Origin of the sequence: Nostoc sp. UIC 10607 (assembly GCF_047228265.1) — a bacterium.
GTDB classification, from domain to species: domain Bacteria; phylum Cyanobacteriota; class Cyanobacteriia; order Cyanobacteriales; family Nostocaceae; genus Nostoc; species Nostoc foliaceum_A.
Map to the genome: position 1 here is coordinate 20,905 of NZ_JBIQNW010000011.1, position 16,700 is coordinate 37,604.

Sequence of the window (16,700 nt, forward strand, 5' to 3'; positions counted from 1 at the left end):
GATTTTCTTAGATGCTATAGAGAAGTTTGGAAACAATGAGTGAATAGAATTTACTACTACATAAACTCTCGTCCAACTACGTGGACTAAAAAATAACCCACGAGGCAAAGATGACTCTGAGCGTGGGTAACCATCAAAACTTTGGATTTTTGTTTGTGTAGTCGTGATTTATAATCGCCGATACTAAATAAAATTTTACTTTTATATTTGACAACTGACCTACGTATTTTCTCGCAATTCAGATTTCTGCATTTCTACAATTCAGCATTGCTTGTAGAGACGTTGCATTGCAACGTCTCTTATCTTATTAGATTATTCGTCGTGTCAGTTACAGCAGATTTAATCTCAATCAGTCTGTCGCTATGAAAAAGAAAATAGCTGTAATCTTACTATTTTTTAGACTGAATTTGCTGCACTAAATCATAAAAAGGTTGCCAATTATCTTCCTGAGCAATTGATTCCCAAATAGATTCAATTACAGGTCTTAATAATGCAGTTTTAGGATTATGATCAGCTAGAGTTTGGGCAATTACATCGATGCAATCGCGCTCCAAATCATTCAAAATTTTATGGTATAGTATGCACCAATCATCAAAAATTCCTGACGCGCCCGGTACTGGCACAATATCTGAACTATTCATCACAAAACCTGGCTCATCTCGCCATTTAGATGAAAAAGTCCGAGCCATCTCATAAAAGAATTGGTGATAACCAACTTGGCTCTCTTTCAAGAATTCAATCGTGAGATTTAAGAGTTCCTTAGCCTCTGGATGCGGCAACTCCACAAAACCTAACTTTTTCAACATCAAAGAACTGTATTCAGCTTGATAATACTCATCAAATATTGCTAATCCAGCTTCCATTTCCTCTTTATCGATAATCGCCTTTAAAGGTTCCTGGAACATTTGTAAATTCAACTGACAAATACTTGGTTGATTACCGTAACAGTAGCGTCCATAATAGTCAAAATATGCAGCTATAAAGGATGGGTTGTAAGTCGGGATAAACGCGTAAGGGCCATAGTCAAAACTCTCTCCAGTAACCGACATATTGTCAGTATTAAGGACTGCATGACAAAAACCAGCCGCCATCCACTGGGCTACTAATTCTGCAACTCGTTTCACTAATTCGGCGTAAAACAAGGCATATTTATTTTGTTCATCACTTAAGTGTCGATAATACTGCTCAATTACGTGGTCTAACAGCTTCTTAGTTAAATCTGGACGCTGGAAATAGTGCAGTCGCTCAAAAGTGCCAAACCGAATATGAGAACTACTCATCCTAATCATCACAGATGAACGGGTAGGCGAAGGTTCATCGCCCCGCCAGAGGGGTAAACCTGTTTCAATCATACTTAGACAGCGCGAGGTACGTACACCCAATTGGTGTAGTGCTTCGGCAGCCAAAACTTCCCGCACCCCACCTTTGAGCGTGAGCATACCATCGCCACCACGGGAGTAGGGCGTTCTCCCAGAGCCTTTCGTGCCAAAATCGTACAATTCGCCATCAGTGGCACGTACTTGTCCGTAGAGAAAGCCTCTACCATCACCTAACTGTCTGTTATATTCACCAAATTGATAGCCGTGGTAACGTAGTGCCAACAAGGGTTTACGCCCCTGAAATTTGCCAAAAGCTGTGATAAAATCTTCGTCTTTGACTAGTTGGGGGTCTAAACCCAAGCGGGGTAGTAGTGCATCGTTACGCCAACGCAGGAGGTGTTGAGGAAATTCCTCTGCTGCAACCTCATCGTAGTAGTCGTCGCCTAGAGATTCTAAAGCGCTTTCGTAGTTGAGGGAGAGAAAAGGATTGCTAGAATTTTTGTAGTTTGGAGTTTCGGCCAGAGTCATTACGAGCAAAGCTTAATTCATTCTTCCCTTAATACTACCTCTGGCTTCAGCATCAGCATAGACGCAAAAAGCGACCCATATCTAAAATATGGCAGCGTCACCATCAAAATCTGGAGCGCATAATGGATAAAGTTTTGCAATTAAAGAAAAAGTTAACTCAATTAGCTATTTTAGACGCTACATTTGAGGTTTTTGGCTCAGAATCACACCAATATAAATTCAAACCTTGCTTGAGTAACAAAGATATTCAAGTATTTGAATCTAGATACAATATTACGCTACCAAGTGAATATCGAAACTTTCTCTTAGAAGTTGGTAATGGTGGTGCGGGGCCAGGATACGGTTTATCTGGACTGTCGGGAATTGAATCTGAAGATGTCACCCCAGAAAAACTATACCAAGAGAACTACGAAATTCTCTCTAAACCATTTCCTTTAACAGAGGCATGGAATGATTTGGATTTGATTGTCAAGAATAATACGGGTTTTGTTATCAACAATGATGCCTACTTCGATGATAAATTTATCCAGGGCACTCTCACCATTACAAATTATGGTTGTGGAATTTATGCGATGTTAGTCATTACCGGGGAGCAGTCAGGAAAAATCTGGATAGATGACCGGACTAATGATAATGGGATATATCCTGCTTCTTTGAGTTTTTGTCATGCTTTCCATGACACCGACCCTGATGATTTTCATGCAGATAGTGATGAAGAGCAGCCTATAAGTTTTTATGATTGGTATGAAGACTGGCTTAACCGAAGTTTGGATCAAATCCGCCAGTCTTCGTAATTCGTAATTCGTAATGACGCTCCTACGTTGCTAATGCTTCGTTATTCGCTATCGAGGGTCATTATCCATTACGAATTATTTTAATATTGAGGTGCTTGCCAATTAGGATTTATGAGACTTGTCAAAATATGATCTTCCCATTGCCCATTAATTAACAAATAGTCTCTAGCATATCCTTCAACAACAAAACCGAGTCTTTTAAGTACATTGCCACTACGCTGATTGTGAGGCATATAATTAGCCATAACCCGATGAAAATTTGACTCTTGAAAAAGATATTGAGTTGCGGCTTTTAAAGCTTCTGTCATATATCCTTTACCTTGTTTACTTTCCGCAAGGCTATATCCCACATAGCAAAAATGAGCGGCACCCCGGACAAAATTACTAAAATTTACAGTTCCAATAATTACGGTTGGATTTTTTTTTGTAAAAATAAATAGCTTTAATGATTGACCATTAATAAATTCCAGAAAACTATTCTCTATCTGATACTGCCAATATTCTTCAGTGAAAAAACCATCAGCCCAAAGAGGGTAGAATGGAGTAAGATAAGTTTTGTTATGAATAAAGTATTTGAGAATTTGGGGTATATCTTCATGGATCGCCGCTCGTAAGAACAGGCGATCGCTTGTAATTAGTGGCAGTTCTGATATCATAAATTACTTCATCGACGGGATCTCTTCCCGGAACATTCTCTAGATTTTGTAAATTCTCTCATAACTCGCGGTTTCGCAGCAGTGAGATTAGCTGTATTATTATGTTCCAATTTGAATAATCAGTGATCTAAGTATGGGTGTTTTGCCAAAAACGCCATTCTTCCGCTTTACTTCCAACAGATAGGGTGAGTATTTTTGCTGTGAATCTGCCATTCCACCAAAATCTTGATAAGCTGATGTCTAATATCTAGAGCCAAAGGATTGAGAGCCAATGGGTGATAAAGGACAGTACGCGGCATAACTTCGATGAAATAGCTTTGCCCAAACGCTGTACCGCCGGAAATTCAACCAAAAGACAGCTCAAGATTTAACCCAGTCTACAAGAAGGATAGTGATGTGGTGGGAATACGCTACGATTGGCAGGAATTAGAGATTCGGGCGATATACAACACGCCATTGCTAGAGCTTATTTATCAAGCTGCTAGCGTGCATCGCCAATATCATGACCCAACAAAAATACAAGTTTGTAAGCTTATATCTATTAAAACGGGAGGTTGCCCAGAAGATTGCAGCTACTGTGCTCAATCTTCCCGCTATAAAACAGAGGTAAAGGCGGAAGCACTCCTAGAAAAGGAAACGGTAGTTAGCATCGCCCAGAAAGCGAAAGAAACTGGTGTTAGTCGTATCTGCATGGGTGCTGCTTGGCGCGAAGTGCGGGATAACTCACAATTTGAGGAAGTCCTGGAAATGGTCAAGGATGTAACCGCAATGGGTTTAGAAGTGTGCTGCACTCTGGGTATGTTGACGGCAAATCAGGCCCGGAAATTGGAAGAAGCGGGACTCTATGCCTACAACCATAACTTAGATACCTCGCAGGAATATTACAGCACAATTATTACCACGAGAACTTATAGCGATCGCTTGAACACAATCGAGAATGTCCGTCAGACAAATGTTACCGTATGTTCCGGCGGTATCCTCGGTTTGGGCGAAACTGTTGATGACCGGGTTGGGATGTTACAAACTCTGGCAAACTTACATCCGCATCCAGAGTCTGTGCCAATTAATATTCTCTCCCAAGTACCAGGCACACCCTTAGAAGATCAGCCTGATGTCCCCATTTGGGATATTGTGCGAATGATTGCCACAGCCAGAATTTTAATGCCAGCTTCTGATGTGCGTCTGAGTGCTGGGAGAGCTAGACTTTCTCAAGTAGAACAAGCTTTCTGCTTTATGGCAGGAGCCAATTCTATCTTTTCTAGCGACGATAACAAAATGTTGACGGTGACAACTCCCTGTCCAGATTACGATAGTGACCGAGAAATGCTGAATTTACTTGGTTTGGGAATGCGTCCGCCTTCCCAAAGACAAGAAAAGGTAGCAAGTCCGGCTGTTGTGGGATAAATATTTGATTTGGTGTAAAACATTTAGTCAAGGATTTAGATCCAGACTAAATGTTTTTTGTTGTGCCTTTCTTGAACAAGGTTGCCGCTATTCTCCTTCAAATGAAGTCAAGAGTTTTCTTAACAGCACAATAAGTAATTCCCGCTCTGACTGCTCCAAAACATTGAGTATGCGATGCTCATTGGCAACATGAGCTTCTACGGCTTTCTCAATTAAGTTGAAACCTTCTTCTGTCAGTTTAATTAAAGTGCCGCGCCGATCACTCGGATCAGGAATTCTTTGTACCAACCCAGCTTTCTCCAGTTGGTCGATGCGATGAGTCATTGTGCCGGATGAAACCATCAACGTGTTAAACAATGCCGTTGGTGATAGCTGGTAAGGAGCGCCAGAGCGACGTAAAGTCGCTAACACATCAAATTCCCCAAGATTCAGACCAAACTGAGAAAACGTCTCTTGGATTGCGTGTTCAAAATGCTTGGCTACCCGTCCCATCCGCCCAATTACTCCCATTGGCGATACATCCAAATCAGGACGCTCACGTTGCCATTGCGCCAAAATCATATCGACTGAATCGGAAGCCATTGTGCTGATTGCTTATACAAGTTTCTTGATATCAAATATCTTAACATCAAGATAAATGCTAAAATCTCGATATCAAGTATCTTGATGTCGAGATAAGTTTCATGAAGATAAAGACTGCCGGAAGGTTTGATATTTGGCTGACAGCCTTAGCACCAGCAATCTGGGGAACTACGTACATTGTGGCAACCGAACTTTTGCCACCGAATCATCCATTGTTAGTTGCAGCATTGCGATCGCTACCCATCGGTATTTTTCTAACCGCAAGTTTGCGACAACTCCCCAAAGGGATTTGGTGGTGGCGGATTTTGCTGCTGGGAGGGTTGAATATTGGTATTTTCCAAGCCTTGTTATTTGTGGCAGCCTATCGTCTTCCCGGTGGAGTAGCAGCAACTGCGGGAGCAATTCAACCGTTATTGGTAGTGATATTTTCGTGGCTATTACTGGGCGATCAAGCATCAAAACGATCAATTATCGCTGCCATTGTTGGATTTATTGGCGTTGGTTTATTGGTTCTCAGTCCTGCGGCTCGTCTTGATTGGATCGGAATTGGCGCTGCGATCGCGGGAGCAGTAACAATGGGCTTAGGAACGACATTAACCAAACGCTGGAAACGTCCAGTTTCTCTGCTGGTGTTTACGGCATGGCAATTGGCAATCGGCGGGATGATTCTTTTACCTATTGCCCTAGTTGTTGAAAAACCGTTGACTAACCTGAGTGTGACAAACCTATTGGGATTTGTCTATTTGGGTTTGGTGGGAACTGGGTTAGCTTATATGCTTTGGTTTCGGGGAATTGAACGATTAAAAGCCACAGCTGTTTCTTGCTTGGGATTGATGAGTCCGGTAGTTGCAACACTGATGGGATTTCTGGTGTTACATCAAACGCTAACACCAATTCAATTGATTGGAGCAGCGATCGTACTAGTGAGTGTTTTAGTGGGACAACAAACTAATCGATTAGGCGATCGTTCGACTACTTTGAAGCGAAACTTGTTATGAATTGAGGGACAGACAGAATGCCCGTCCTTCAATCATCGGTTGATAGGTTGAATGTATCTCTCGGTTAAATTATTTTGGCAGTCCGCAAACCGAACAGCAGACCGACAGCCAAACCAAAGAATAAAGCTAAAAAGCCGATGTAAGCTACAATTGCAAACATTTATGTTTCTCCACAATAGTTTCTAAATCTATTGAATCATTAGTTGTTGGGCATTGGGCATTGGAAAACTTTTCCTCAATCCCCAGTCGCCAATCCTCAATTCCCAGATTGCGATAGAATACAGCCCACGGGCGCTTGTTAGGGATTGGGCAATGACTTCTGTAATTAATGTGAATTTACCAGAGCAGTCTTATGAGATTGCGATTGCACCTTCGAGTTTAGATCAACTGGGTCAGCAGATGGCCAGTCTGAAGCTAGGCAAGAAGGTATTGCTGGTTTCTAATCCGACGATTTTTAAGCATTTTGGGGAAAGAGCGATCGCATCCCTAACATCTGCTGGATTTGAAGTTGCTAGCTGCACCCTACCACCTGGGGAACGTTACAAAACCCTCAATTCCATCCAAAAACTTTACGATATCGCCTTGGAAAACCGCCTAGAACGTTCTTCGACTATGGTGGCTTTGGGCGGAGGTGTAATTGGCGATATGACTGGCTTTGCGGCGGCAACTTGGCTGCGCGGCATTAATGTTGTCCAAGTGCCTACCACTCTCTTGGCGATGGTAGATTCGGCAATTGGTGGCAAAACTGGCGTGAATCATCCCCACGGTAAAAACTTGATTGGGGCATTCCATCAACCACGCTTGGTTTTGATTGATCCAGAAGTATTGAAAACTCTTCCTATGCGTGAGTTTCGGGCAGGCATGGCAGAAGTTATTAAGTACGGTGTGATTTGGGATGCCGAATTGTTTGCCCAGTTGGAAGCAAGTAAACGCCTCGACCAACTCCGCTATGTAAAGCCTGACTTGATAAACACCATATTAACGCGCTCTTGTCAAGCTAAAGCTGATGTTGTTAGCAAAGATGAAAAAGAAGGTGGATTGCGGGCAATTCTCAACTATGGACATACCATCGGTCATGCAGTGGAAAGTTTGACTGGTTATCGTCTAGTAAATCACGGTGAAGCAGTGGCCATTGGCATGGTAGCAGCCGGACAAATTGCTGTGGATTTGGGAATGTGGCAAAAGGAAGACACGGAACGTCAAAACGCTTTAATTCAAAAAACGGGTCTACCAACCAAGTTACCAACTGGGATAGATATTGAAGCAATTATTGACGCGTTGCAACTAGATAAGAAAGTCAAAGCGGGGAAAGTGCGGTTTGTTTTACCAACGGAGATTGGTGTAGTGACAGTTACCGATGAGGTGCCATCGGAAATTATTCGGCAAGCGTTGCGGGGAATGTGAACAATTTACAATTTAACATTAGTTGCTCTGTCCAACGTATCCGTGTTTTAGAAGCAGCAGCGATGCCTTCTCTACGAGAGGCTTTGCCAACGGCGGTAAACTACGCTTTTTTCATCTGTCTAATTTTATGCTTTTTTGAATCCTTTACTCCTGTAATTACCGCTGGAGCTGGTAAATGGCAGCGTGCGGTCAAAGGATGGTCAACAAAAGAAGGGTGGTTTATCTTAAAAAATAACCGATCTTACCTCGGTTATCAATGCTTATAAAAATAAAAACCCCCTCCTCGCTTGCGCGGGGAAGGGGCTAAGGGTGCGGATAGTCTAATATCCGCCTTCTTCTTCGTATTCTGGCTGTCTTTCTTTGACTTTCTTGGGAATATTCACGGGCTTCGGCGCATCTTCCCAAGCATCGCCCTCTACGTCGTCATAATCATCGTATTCATCAACGTATGGCTTGCTATAGGGCTGGGCTTCATACTTTAGCGGCTGCGGTTGTTGATACCTGTCGTTGCCTGTTGCTTCGCTCCAGTTATCTTCTTCCTCGTCTTCTTCGTATTGAATAGATTCATACTGCCGCGCTTTCATTACCTGACGCTGTGGCCTTTCTTCTTCCACATAGTCTTCATTCCATTCTTCTTCCCGCGCTACAGGTTCGGGGGCGCGAACTTTTTGCCTGGGTGGCTGCAATGGCACTCCACTAGGAAGTTGTTTATCTGGTGTAACTTGGCGTGGTGGAGTATAGCCGTATTCTTCTTCTATATCTCGTTCCCAAGGTGCTTTGCCGATACCAAGGCGCTCTAGTAAACCAACTGTCAACTGGTCTACTCGTTCTTCGGCTCCCTCAAACACAATCAATCGATTGGGGCCAGTGCTGACAATTTCATCCACTGAGAACTCGTAAGTACTCAGAAATTGATCGGGAATTTGGGGCAATCCTAAAGAAGCAATAACTATGGAGTTGAGCTTGCCAGTTTCGCCGTTGAACTTGAAGCCCCGAACTTTGCCTAATACTTCGCCTGTTTCTGTAATTACTTCCCAGTTAATCAAATTGCTGAGAGATTCAACTTCGATATCTTCAATTACATCTTCGTTATCAACTAGGATGACATCACCAATCTGGCTGATGTTGTTGAGGTACATATAGCGCGGTATGCCCGAAATAGAGATCAGGCTGTCTCGCAAACCAAGAGCCACAACCTCTCGTTGATCAATATCAACCCAGACTTGACTGATGATGCCTAACCGCTTGCCGTTATCGCGGGTAATCACCTGGGTATTTAATATGTCGGAACGCCTAATTATCTGTTCAGAGGTCATTCTATACCGAGTCCTGATCTCCAATCCGGTTTATATATACACTATTATTAACAAAAATTCAAGCAGATGTATTGGATGATTGTAATTTAATCCCCAAAACTTGAGTGTAAGCTCCTCGTGCTTGAGTAACGCCAATTGTGCGTTCGGCTGATTCTATCATCGGACGACGCAAACTCACAACTATAAATTGCGCTTGTTGTGACTGCTGTTTAATCATTCTAGCTAATCGTTCTACGTTTGCCCCATCTAGGAACATATCTACTTCGTCAAAGGCGTAAAAGGGCGATGGACGGTAGCGTTGCAGGGCAAAGATGAAGCTCAAGGCTGTGAGTGATTTTTCTCCCCCAGACATGGAAGCTAGGCGCTGTACGGGTTTGCCTTTGGGGTGCGCGACTAAATTCAATCCGCTGCTAAAAGGATCTTCAGGATTTTCGAGTTGTAAATAGCCGTCACCGTCTGAAAGAATGGCAAAAATTGATTGAAAGTTTTCGTTCACAGCATCGAAAGCTTCTTTAAAAGCAAGTTGCCGCAATGTGGTAAAGTTTTCAATCCGCAAAAGTAGTTCGGTGCGTTCCCCTTCTAGTGTTTCTAATTTTTGTGTGAGTTCTTGGAGACGGTTTTGGGTGCGTTCGTATTCTTCTAACGCCAGCATATTAACAGGTTCCATTGCCTGTAAGCGTTTGGTAAGCGATCGCAATTCTTTTTGCAATTCTTCCAAATCTACCTTATCTGGAACTTCTGGCAAGGGATTTGGTAATTCTGCTCCTACATCTCGCAACTGGCTTTGCAGTGCAATTAGTTCCTCTCGGCGCTTCTCTTGGGTTTCTTTGAGTTTTTCGATTTCCCATTGCAATTGTTGCTGGCGCAAAAGATGCGATCGCACTTCCTGTTCTGTAGCGTCGCGTTTTTGTTTCTCTTCTCCCAAATTCTGCTCCATTTGGCTGAGATTGGCGCGGGTTTGGGTGATTTGGTCGTCTATTGTTGTGGTTTGTGCAAAGACGCGATGAATAGCGTCTCTACAAGAGATTTGTTGGGTTTCGTATTCGGTGATTCGCGTTTCTGCTTCTTGGATTTTTTCTTGTAAACGTTGTTGCTGATTTTCCAAATTTTTTAATCTTTGTTCAGCTTCGCGTAATGCTGTCTCCCGTTGTTGCAATTGTTGCTCTTGAATTTTAATATTCGCCTGGATTTGCTGCCATTCGCTGGGGGTTTGAGATGCTTCCAACTCTGCTAAAGCGTGTCGCAATTGTTGCAACTGAGTTTCTTGTCCAGGTAATTCCCGCTCTAAAATTTCCAGACGGGATTGAGCAATGGCTAACTTTTCGCTGTTTTGGGCAAGTTGCGATCGCGTCCCCTCTAATTGCGTTGTCAAATTCTTAATATCTTTTTGCAACTGTTCCAATTGCAGCTGCTGTTCGCGGCGCGCTTGACGCGCTTCTGTGAGTTCTTGGGTGAGTTTTTTAGTTCTGGCTGACAAAGTTGCGATCGCTTCGGTACAACGCTCTAAAACCCGCTCAATGTCCACCAAGCGAGTTTTTAAAGCGATCGCTTCATCAGATTCCGCCGCTTCCGCATTGCCAAAGCGCAACGCCGAACGATTGCTGTTGCTACCACCAGTCATTGCACCGCTGGTTTCCAGAAGTTCCCCGTCTAAGGTGACGATGCGATACAGTCCTAAATTTTTCCGCGCCGCCTCAAGGCTGGAAAAAACTACTGTGTTACCGAAAACATAGCTGAATACATCTTGGTAACGGCGATCGCAATCGACTAAGTTAACAGCATAGTTAACGAAACCGCTAGCAAAACGCAGCGTTGCATCTTGAGTAAATTTGGGAGCGTGAATTTTATTCAGCGGTAAAAAAGTCGCCCTCCCTGCACGCTTCTGTTTGAGCAATTCAATACCCGCTGCGGCTACACTATCATCTTCCACCACAATATGTCCCAAGCGTCCACCGGCAGCCATTTCCAAAGCTAGCTGATGGCGGGGTTCAACCTTTCCTAACTGCACAACTAAGCCACAAAGTCCAGGCATTCCCGATTGTAAAATGACTTTACTCGCTTGGGTTCCTTGGACTTCTTGCTGTGCTTGCGCTTGTGCTTCTATTTTATCCAACTGGCGTTGTTTTTCCCGTTGTTCAGAAAGTAAGCGTTTTTGGGTTTCTTGTTGGATTTGTAATTCTTGTTCTGTGGCTGAGAGATTTTGGGCTAAATTTTGGATGGGTTCGCTAGAGGCGTTAAATTCTGTTTCAACTCGACTGCACTCAGTTTGTTTTTGAGCTAATTCGGGTTCGTCACGTTCAATTAACTGGGTTTGCTCTTGGATAAGCTGCTGTAACTGATTATTTCGTTCCCTGAGTTGTGCTTGTTCTGTGCGTTGCGGTTCCAGAGTTTGCAGCAGAGTTTCAATTTGACGGTTGAATGCCGTTTGTTGCTGCACCCACGCTTCGGAAGCTGAGGCGATTTCGGCGGCGGCTTCGCGGGAGGTTTCTAGAGCTTGGTGCGCTTCATTTCTTTGGTGTTGGGAAGACGCGATGAATTGCGTCTCTACAATTTGTGTTTCGGCGATTTCTTGTAGGGAATGGCGGTGTTTTTGAATATCTTGTTGAGTTTGAGCTAGACGTTTGGCAGTTTCTTGAGAAGCTGTTTCTAATTCCGTTAGCTGACGCTGGAGTTGTTTTCGTTCTGCTTCTTGGGTGGCGAGGGTAGATTGTACCGCCAAAAGTTCATCTTCACCCAATGCTTTGACATGGGCGTTGAGTTGTTCAAGTTCAGCAGTTTTTTGAACGATTTCGGAATTTAGGTTTGTGAGTTGGTTAGTGAGTTCAGTAGAATTGCGATCGCCTGTTTGAATTTCGTGAACTAACTTTTCTTGTTGTGCTTGCAAGGAACGCCATGATAAAACAGCTTCCCAAGATTGCTTGGCCAGAAATTCTGTGCGGAGTTTTTGATATTTCTCAGCTTTAGCACGATCTTGGGAAAGGCGATCGCGTTGTGCAGTTAATTCCGTTTCAATAATCCGACAGCTATCTTCCTTTTCCTTTACCTCATCTAAAGTTGATTTGGCTTGAATGATTTTGCGATCGAACGCCGCTACACCAGCCAATTCATCAATAATTTCCCGCCGTTCCCGTGCATTCATCGAGATAATGCTGGTGACATCCCCTTGCAGCACCACGTTATAACCTTCAGGATAAACCCGCAGGTTACTTAGTTGCTGATGCAACTCTGTCAGCGTACAAGCTTCACCATTGATATAGTAATTCGACGTGTAACTTCCTTGGTGAGTGACTCGTAGCCTTCTTGTAACACTCCACTCTCCCGATTTTGGATTTTGGACTTCGGATTTCGGATTTTCTTCCTCTGCTTCCTCTGTTTTCTCACTCTGCACCTTTGCGTCTTTGTGTGAGATTTCATCCGACAAATCAAACGTCACAGTGACGCTAGCCTCAATAGAAGCACGTCCTTTAGAGGTTTGAGTGTTATTTACCAAATCTGGCAGGCGATCGGCTCGCATCCCCTTAGAACTGGAGAGTCCTAGGCAAAATAGCAGTGCATCTAAAATATTCGATTTACCCGAACCATTTGGCCCAGATATGACAGTACACCCCGGTAGCAAAGGGACTGAGGTAGTGCCACCGAAGGATTTGAAGTTCGTAAGTTCCACGCGCTTGATGTGCACCATAGGCGCTGGTTCACTGGGCTAATGAAGAACAAGTGTATCAACTAATTAAAAATTCGCAAGAGGGTAGGAGGGAAATTTAGGATTATCGTAGACGAGTAGCAGCTTACCGCAGGCTACCGCACAGGGGAGGAAAATCGTGGTTCAGAGAAAACCAGAATATAGCGGTTCTCGTTTACGTAAGGTACACCCGTAGGGGCACGGCACTGCCGTGCCCCTACACCTCGTGAAATGTTGTACTGCATCTGAATGGGAACCACAATATTACTAGAGTTAGCATGAGCATGATATTTAATTGCACGCCCTTAGCAATATTAAAAAAATAGCTGCTACGGACGCTCACTAGAACACCAATTCAGTAATCCTGGAAGAACCTATCCCCCACAACCCCTCGACCTTGGCGTAAGCCTGCCGTTAAGCATAGAGGGGAGTTTGGCTCACCCTTCCCTAGCAGGGAAGGGGGCTGGGGGGTTAGGTTTTTGATTACTGAATCGATGCTCTATGTACTAGTATTTTGTCAAGCTAGTTTTGAGGATTTGTAGTAAGGAATTTAGTCCTTATTTTCTAAGCACTAAATTCCTTACTACTAACTTGCAAATACCAAACAGGGACTTACATCTGTGTAAGTCCCTGTTTGGCTTTCATGCCGATGTTAACTGAAAGCTTCAGTTATTCTTCTTTTATGGCTTTTTCACAGTTTCAACTTTTGCTTCCACCTTCACCGTCTTCACACCTTGAACTTCTTTCGCCAAGGTTTCAGCTTTCTGGAGTTCTTCAGCAGAAACCGCTGTGCCTTTGAGGATAATTTCACCCTCTTTATTTTCAACTTGTAACTTATTGCCTGGTAAGCCTTTATTCAACTTTTCGCTAACTTCAGTTTTCAAGTTGCTCTTAGCTTTTGTTGCTGCCGTTTTTTCAGAATCGGTTTTAACTTTAGTGCCTGTACTAGCTGCTAAAGGAGTCGTTCCTTTTGCTGGAACCTTAGTAGTAGTTTTATCCGCAGTTTGATTTATCTGAGAAGCTGGTGTTGCTGGTGCTTGAGCAGCTTGATTGGTAGTGCTCGGAGTTTCCAAACCAGTTTTAGGAGCTTCTTGGCAGCCAAAAGTACCAACTACTAAAATGCCACTAACTAGCAATAGAATTAGCTTTTTCATTATCTATCTCCGAATTGAGTACTTGAAGCGATTAATTGATGTGTGTGTCAAAATAATTCGTAATTGATAATGACGCTAGCGGACTCGCTAACGTAATTCGTAGTTGCACTTCTAGAGGGTTTGTCCCCTCCACTATCTTGTTGACCACTAAATTTTTAACTTAGTGTTGGCTTTGTACCCTGTTAATTACGAATTACGAATTACGAATTACGAATTACGAATTATTTAGTCATAGTGAGGAGCAGATGTTAAAAAACAATTAAAAATGAAGTAGCAAAAGTGCCTAAGCAAGCGCTCAGGTTACTGAAAATTCAAACTTAGACGATTTCTTGAAGCTAAGTTTTTGCGGCCAGTTTTAAGAAATGCCAATTTAATTTTCCTGACGGCTGCTAACATTGATGGCTCTGCATACAGCCTGTAGCTCTCGATGAATTTAACGTAGATGCTGAGTAGCTATTTCAATGGTAGATTATGCCACCCCACAGTGGTGACTCGATGTTATCAGATTTGAGTCAATTTGGCGATGTCTATGACGAATTCCAAATTTCAGCGTTTTTGCAATCCTGTGCCAGCAAAATTACCAACAAAATGTTACTTTAGAAAACTATGGCTTACTTACAATGCCCGAAATATCAGGAAAGATTAGCCAATGCCTTACCTTACTTCTGCCAGCGAAATTAGTGACATTGTTGCTGAATATACCAATGTTAAAACTCTGTGGATAGATACAGAAGTGGCTGACTATAAAAGTCGTAATCCCCGACTATCGCTGATTCAGGTATTAGATAATCCTCAAGATATGAGTGGCGATCGCGTCTACCTTTTAGATGTCCTAGATCAGCCTCATATTATAGCTGAATTTGTTGAAGAAATTATGATAAATTCTGCTATTGAAAAAGTTTTTCACAACGCCAGTTATGATCTAAAGTTTCTCGGTAACAAGAAAGCCAAAAATATTACTTGCACCTTGGAAATGGCAAAAAAAATCCCTTACTATCTTTTGCCATTACCCAACTACCAACTCAAAACTATAGCTACATCACTTTGTAGCTTTAACAACATCGATAAACAAGAACAACAAAGCGATTGGGGAAAACGTCCCTTGACTGAAGAACAGATAGAGTATGCTTACTTAGATTGTATTTATCTTGCACAAATCCACTCAATTTTGTTAGGATTACAAGCCCAAGCTAGCCCCAACCCCGCAACGGAAGACTTAGTATCACTAAGTACCAGATACTCTCAACTTGAGCAGCAATGGAAGTTGTTGAATTCAGAATTTGAGCATTTGCAAGAACGGATGAAAAAAGCCATGCAGGCTCAGAATATATCTGAAACTTCTTATTACAAACTGACTAGCTATGAGCGTACTACAGTCAAAGCTACTTTTACAGAATTAGCAAGGCTAGCACAAAATGAAGGTATTAATTTAGATTTTCCCATTACACTAACTCAAAAACTCCAAAAAGATTTAGGGCAAAATCTGGAACAACTTTCTGTAGATATTGACAAAAGTACTTCTTGGCGACTAACTCCCAAAACTCAAGAGAGTGAAACAGAAGATGAGTAAATTGTTCATCAGGCTACAAATGCCAGAATTTATGGAGTTATTATTTAGAATAAATCTTAATATTTTAAATATATTTTTTCGATAAGTATTCTAAAAAACATGAACAACAGTAGTTTTCTGTTCAGAAATCTCTTGTCAAGAAACTTAGAGATGACAATGGGAAAGAGCGAAATTGGCATTTTTTATACTTCATCTTTTATCATCTATCCTACACATAATAATTAAATAAAGTTAGTGAATATCAAGTAAAATTGTCATTTGATTTTATACTTCTATCAAAAGTTAGAATAATTATTGAGTTCAAGAATTAAAATCTAGATTTTGATACTAATTTAGTTCAGGCGTTATGGCGGTTTATATTAAATTATGAGACGGCGTTTATTTGGGCAAAAGCGAACAAGGGTAAATCAAATATTTACCATAGCTATTTTTACTACATTGACTACAATTAGCAGTATTTCTTGTAGTAAGAATGACAATGTGTTGGTGACAGAAATAGGAGTCAGCCAACCTAGCCGTCGTTCAGCTACAGCTTCCATTGGTGGGGAATTCTATCTTCAGGGAAAGAATCAGCATTTAAACGGTGATTTACAAGCTGCGATCGCTTCATATAGTAAGGCAATTGATCAAAATTCTCAATATGGCGCTGCTTACAACGGGCGGGGATTAGTCTACTTTGATTTGGGAGACAAGGAAAAAGCGATCGCAGATTACAATCAAGCCCTTCGTATCAATTCTAACGACGCGGAAGCCTATAATAACCTAGGGAATGCCCGCGCCTCACTAGGAGGTAACAGAGAAGCAGTTAAAGATTACAGTGAAGCGATTCGTCTGAATCCCAACTATGCCGAAGCCTACAATAACCGGGGGAATGCCCGCGCCACCAATGGGGACAAAAAAGGCGCACTAGATGATCTTGACCAAGCGATTCTCCTCAACCCCAAATATGCGATCGCCTATAATAACCGAGGAAATGCCCGTGCTGCCAATGGAGATCCACAGGGTGCGATCGCAGATTACAATCAAGCCATTCGCCTTAACCCTAACTTTGCCCCTGCCTATAATAACCGAGGAAATGCCCGCGCCACCAATGGAGACAAACAGGGGGCACTCAAGGACTTGGAACAAGCAGCAAACATTTTTCAAAATCAGGGCAACAATGAGTTATACCAACAGGTGACGAAAAACATCAAAGAACTTGGACAGTAGGGAGTGGGGAGTGGAGAGTGGGAAGCAGGGGGAGCAGGGAGCAAGAAAAAAGAGTTTTCCCCTCTGCCTCTTCTCCATGCCCAATCC

The 16,700-nt window shown here is 42.6% G+C and carries 14 protein-coding genes; 7 read left to right on the plus strand and 7 right to left on the minus strand.

Annotation, left to right across the window (positions count from 1 at the left end):
- Positions 1 to 389: 389 nt before the first annotated feature.
- Entirely contained in the window at positions 390 to 1,847 is a 1,458-nt protein-coding gene (locus ACEYW6_RS12860) for a protein adenylyltransferase SelO (RefSeq protein ID WP_412979991.1), read from the minus strand.
- 122 nt (positions 1,848 to 1,969) lie between these two features.
- Between ACEYW6_RS12860 and ACEYW6_RS12865 the strand changes: the two genes are divergently transcribed.
- Complete coding sequence (locus tag ACEYW6_RS12865; protein WP_412979992.1) at positions 1,970 to 2,641, plus strand: SMI1/KNR4 family protein; 672 nt, start codon at positions 1,970 to 1,972, stop codon at positions 2,639 to 2,641.
- Between the two features lie 80 nt (positions 2,642 to 2,721).
- Here the strand turns inward: ACEYW6_RS12865 and ACEYW6_RS12870 are convergent, their stop codons facing one another.
- Complete coding sequence (locus tag ACEYW6_RS12870; RefSeq protein WP_190890298.1) at positions 2,722 to 3,297, minus strand: GNAT family N-acetyltransferase; 576 nt, start codon at positions 3,295 to 3,297, stop codon at positions 2,722 to 2,724.
- A 396-nt stretch (positions 3,298 to 3,693) separates the two neighbouring features.
- On the opposite strand from ACEYW6_RS12870, the gene bioB reads away from it, so the two are divergent.
- Positions 3,694 to 4,701, plus strand: coding sequence for a biotin synthase BioB (gene bioB / locus ACEYW6_RS12875; protein WP_412979993.1), 1,008 nt, complete (start codon positions 3,694 to 3,696; stop codon positions 4,699 to 4,701).
- Between the two features lie 87 nt (positions 4,702 to 4,788).
- Here the strand turns inward: bioB and ACEYW6_RS12880 are convergent, their stop codons facing one another.
- Entirely contained in the window at positions 4,789 to 5,283 is a 495-nt protein-coding gene (locus tag ACEYW6_RS12880) for a MarR family winged helix-turn-helix transcriptional regulator (protein ID WP_412979994.1), read from the minus strand.
- A 101-nt stretch (positions 5,284 to 5,384) separates the two neighbouring features.
- On the opposite strand from ACEYW6_RS12880, the gene ACEYW6_RS12885 reads away from it, so the two are divergent.
- Positions 5,385 to 6,281, plus strand: coding sequence for an EamA family transporter (locus ACEYW6_RS12885; RefSeq protein WP_412979995.1), 897 nt, complete (start codon positions 5,385 to 5,387; stop codon positions 6,279 to 6,281).
- Between the two features lie 64 nt (positions 6,282 to 6,345).
- On the opposite strand, the gene petL is transcribed toward ACEYW6_RS12885, so the two are convergent.
- Positions 6,346 to 6,441 (minus strand): cytochrome b6-f complex subunit PetL, encoded by a 96-nt coding sequence (gene petL, locus ACEYW6_RS12890; RefSeq protein WP_100899295.1) that lies wholly within the window; start codon positions 6,439 to 6,441, stop codon positions 6,346 to 6,348.
- A gap of 152 nt (positions 6,442 to 6,593) precedes the next feature.
- Here petL and aroB point away from each other — a divergent pair, with 152 nt between their 5' ends.
- A complete protein-coding gene (gene aroB / locus ACEYW6_RS12895; protein WP_412979996.1) occupies positions 6,594 to 7,685 on the plus strand; it encodes a 3-dehydroquinate synthase in 1,092 nt (363 codons plus the stop codon).
- On the plus strand, positions 7,682 to 7,951 hold the full coding sequence (locus ACEYW6_RS12900; protein WP_412979997.1) for a hypothetical protein: 270 nt from the start codon (positions 7,682 to 7,684) through the stop codon (positions 7,949 to 7,951). The genes aroB and ACEYW6_RS12900 overlap by 4 nt, the downstream gene beginning before the upstream one ends.
- A gap of 54 nt (positions 7,952 to 8,005) precedes the next feature.
- Here the strand turns inward: ACEYW6_RS12900 and ACEYW6_RS12905 are convergent, their stop codons facing one another.
- From ACEYW6_RS12905 to ACEYW6_RS12915, 3 genes are all read right to left on the minus strand, one after another.
- Positions 8,006 to 9,001: a PRC-barrel domain-containing protein gene (locus ACEYW6_RS12905; RefSeq protein WP_412979998.1), complete on the minus strand. Its 996-nt coding sequence runs from the start codon at positions 8,999 to 9,001 to the stop codon at positions 8,006 to 8,008.
- Positions 9,002 to 9,059: 58 nt separating this feature from the next.
- Positions 9,060 to 12,683: a chromosome segregation protein SMC gene (gene smc / locus ACEYW6_RS12910; protein ID WP_412979999.1), complete on the minus strand. Its 3,624-nt coding sequence runs from the start codon at positions 12,681 to 12,683 to the stop codon at positions 9,060 to 9,062.
- A 677-nt stretch (positions 12,684 to 13,360) separates the two neighbouring features.
- Positions 13,361 to 13,834 (minus strand): BON domain-containing protein, encoded by a 474-nt coding sequence (locus tag ACEYW6_RS12915; RefSeq protein WP_412980000.1) that lies wholly within the window; start codon positions 13,832 to 13,834, stop codon positions 13,361 to 13,363.
- Positions 13,835 to 14,483: 649 nt separating this feature from the next.
- On the opposite strand from ACEYW6_RS12915, the gene ACEYW6_RS12920 reads away from it, so the two are divergent.
- Complete coding sequence (locus tag ACEYW6_RS12920) at positions 14,484 to 15,404, plus strand: ribonuclease D (protein WP_412980001.1); 921 nt, start codon at positions 14,484 to 14,486, stop codon at positions 15,402 to 15,404.
- Between the two features lie 366 nt (positions 15,405 to 15,770).
- Positions 15,771 to 16,613, plus strand: coding sequence for a tetratricopeptide repeat protein (locus ACEYW6_RS12925; RefSeq protein WP_412980002.1), 843 nt, complete (start codon positions 15,771 to 15,773; stop codon positions 16,611 to 16,613).
- Positions 16,614 to 16,700: the final 87 nt, after the last annotated feature.

Bases quoted from the DNA above. Each gene is read 5' to 3' on its own strand.
- ACEYW6_RS12860 (WP_412979991.1), bottom strand. From the start codon at position 1,847: ATGACTCTGGCCGAAACTCCAAACTACAAAAATTCTAGCAATCCTTTT.
- ACEYW6_RS12865 (WP_412979992.1), top strand. From the start codon at position 1,970: ATGGATAAAGTTTTGCAATTAAAGAAAAAGTTAACTCAATTAGCTATT.
- ACEYW6_RS12870 (WP_190890298.1), bottom strand. From the start codon at position 3,297: ATGATATCAGAACTGCCACTAATTACAAGCGATCGCCTGTTCTTACGA.
- ACEYW6_RS12880 (WP_412979994.1), bottom strand. From the start codon at position 5,283: ATGGCTTCCGATTCAGTCGATATGATTTTGGCGCAATGGCAACGTGAG.
- ACEYW6_RS12885 (WP_412979995.1), top strand. From the start codon at position 5,385: ATGAAGATAAAGACTGCCGGAAGGTTTGATATTTGGCTGACAGCCTTA.
- petL (WP_100899295.1), bottom strand. From the start codon at position 6,441: ATGTTTGCAATTGTAGCTTACATCGGCTTTTTAGCTTTATTCTTTGGT.
- aroB (WP_412979996.1), top strand. From the start codon at position 6,594: ATGACTTCTGTAATTAATGTGAATTTACCAGAGCAGTCTTATGAGATT.
- ACEYW6_RS12905 (WP_412979998.1), bottom strand. From the start codon at position 9,001: ATGACCTCTGAACAGATAATTAGGCGTTCCGACATATTAAATACCCAG.
- smc (WP_412979999.1), bottom strand. From the start codon at position 12,683: ATGGTGCACATCAAGCGCGTGGAACTTACGAACTTCAAATCCTTCGGT.
- ACEYW6_RS12915 (WP_412980000.1), bottom strand. From the start codon at position 13,834: ATGAAAAAGCTAATTCTATTGCTAGTTAGTGGCATTTTAGTAGTTGGT.
- ACEYW6_RS12920 (WP_412980001.1), top strand. From the start codon at position 14,484: ATGCCTTACCTTACTTCTGCCAGCGAAATTAGTGACATTGTTGCTGAA.
- ACEYW6_RS12925 (WP_412980002.1), top strand. From the start codon at position 15,771: ATGAGACGGCGTTTATTTGGGCAAAAGCGAACAAGGGTAAATCAAATA.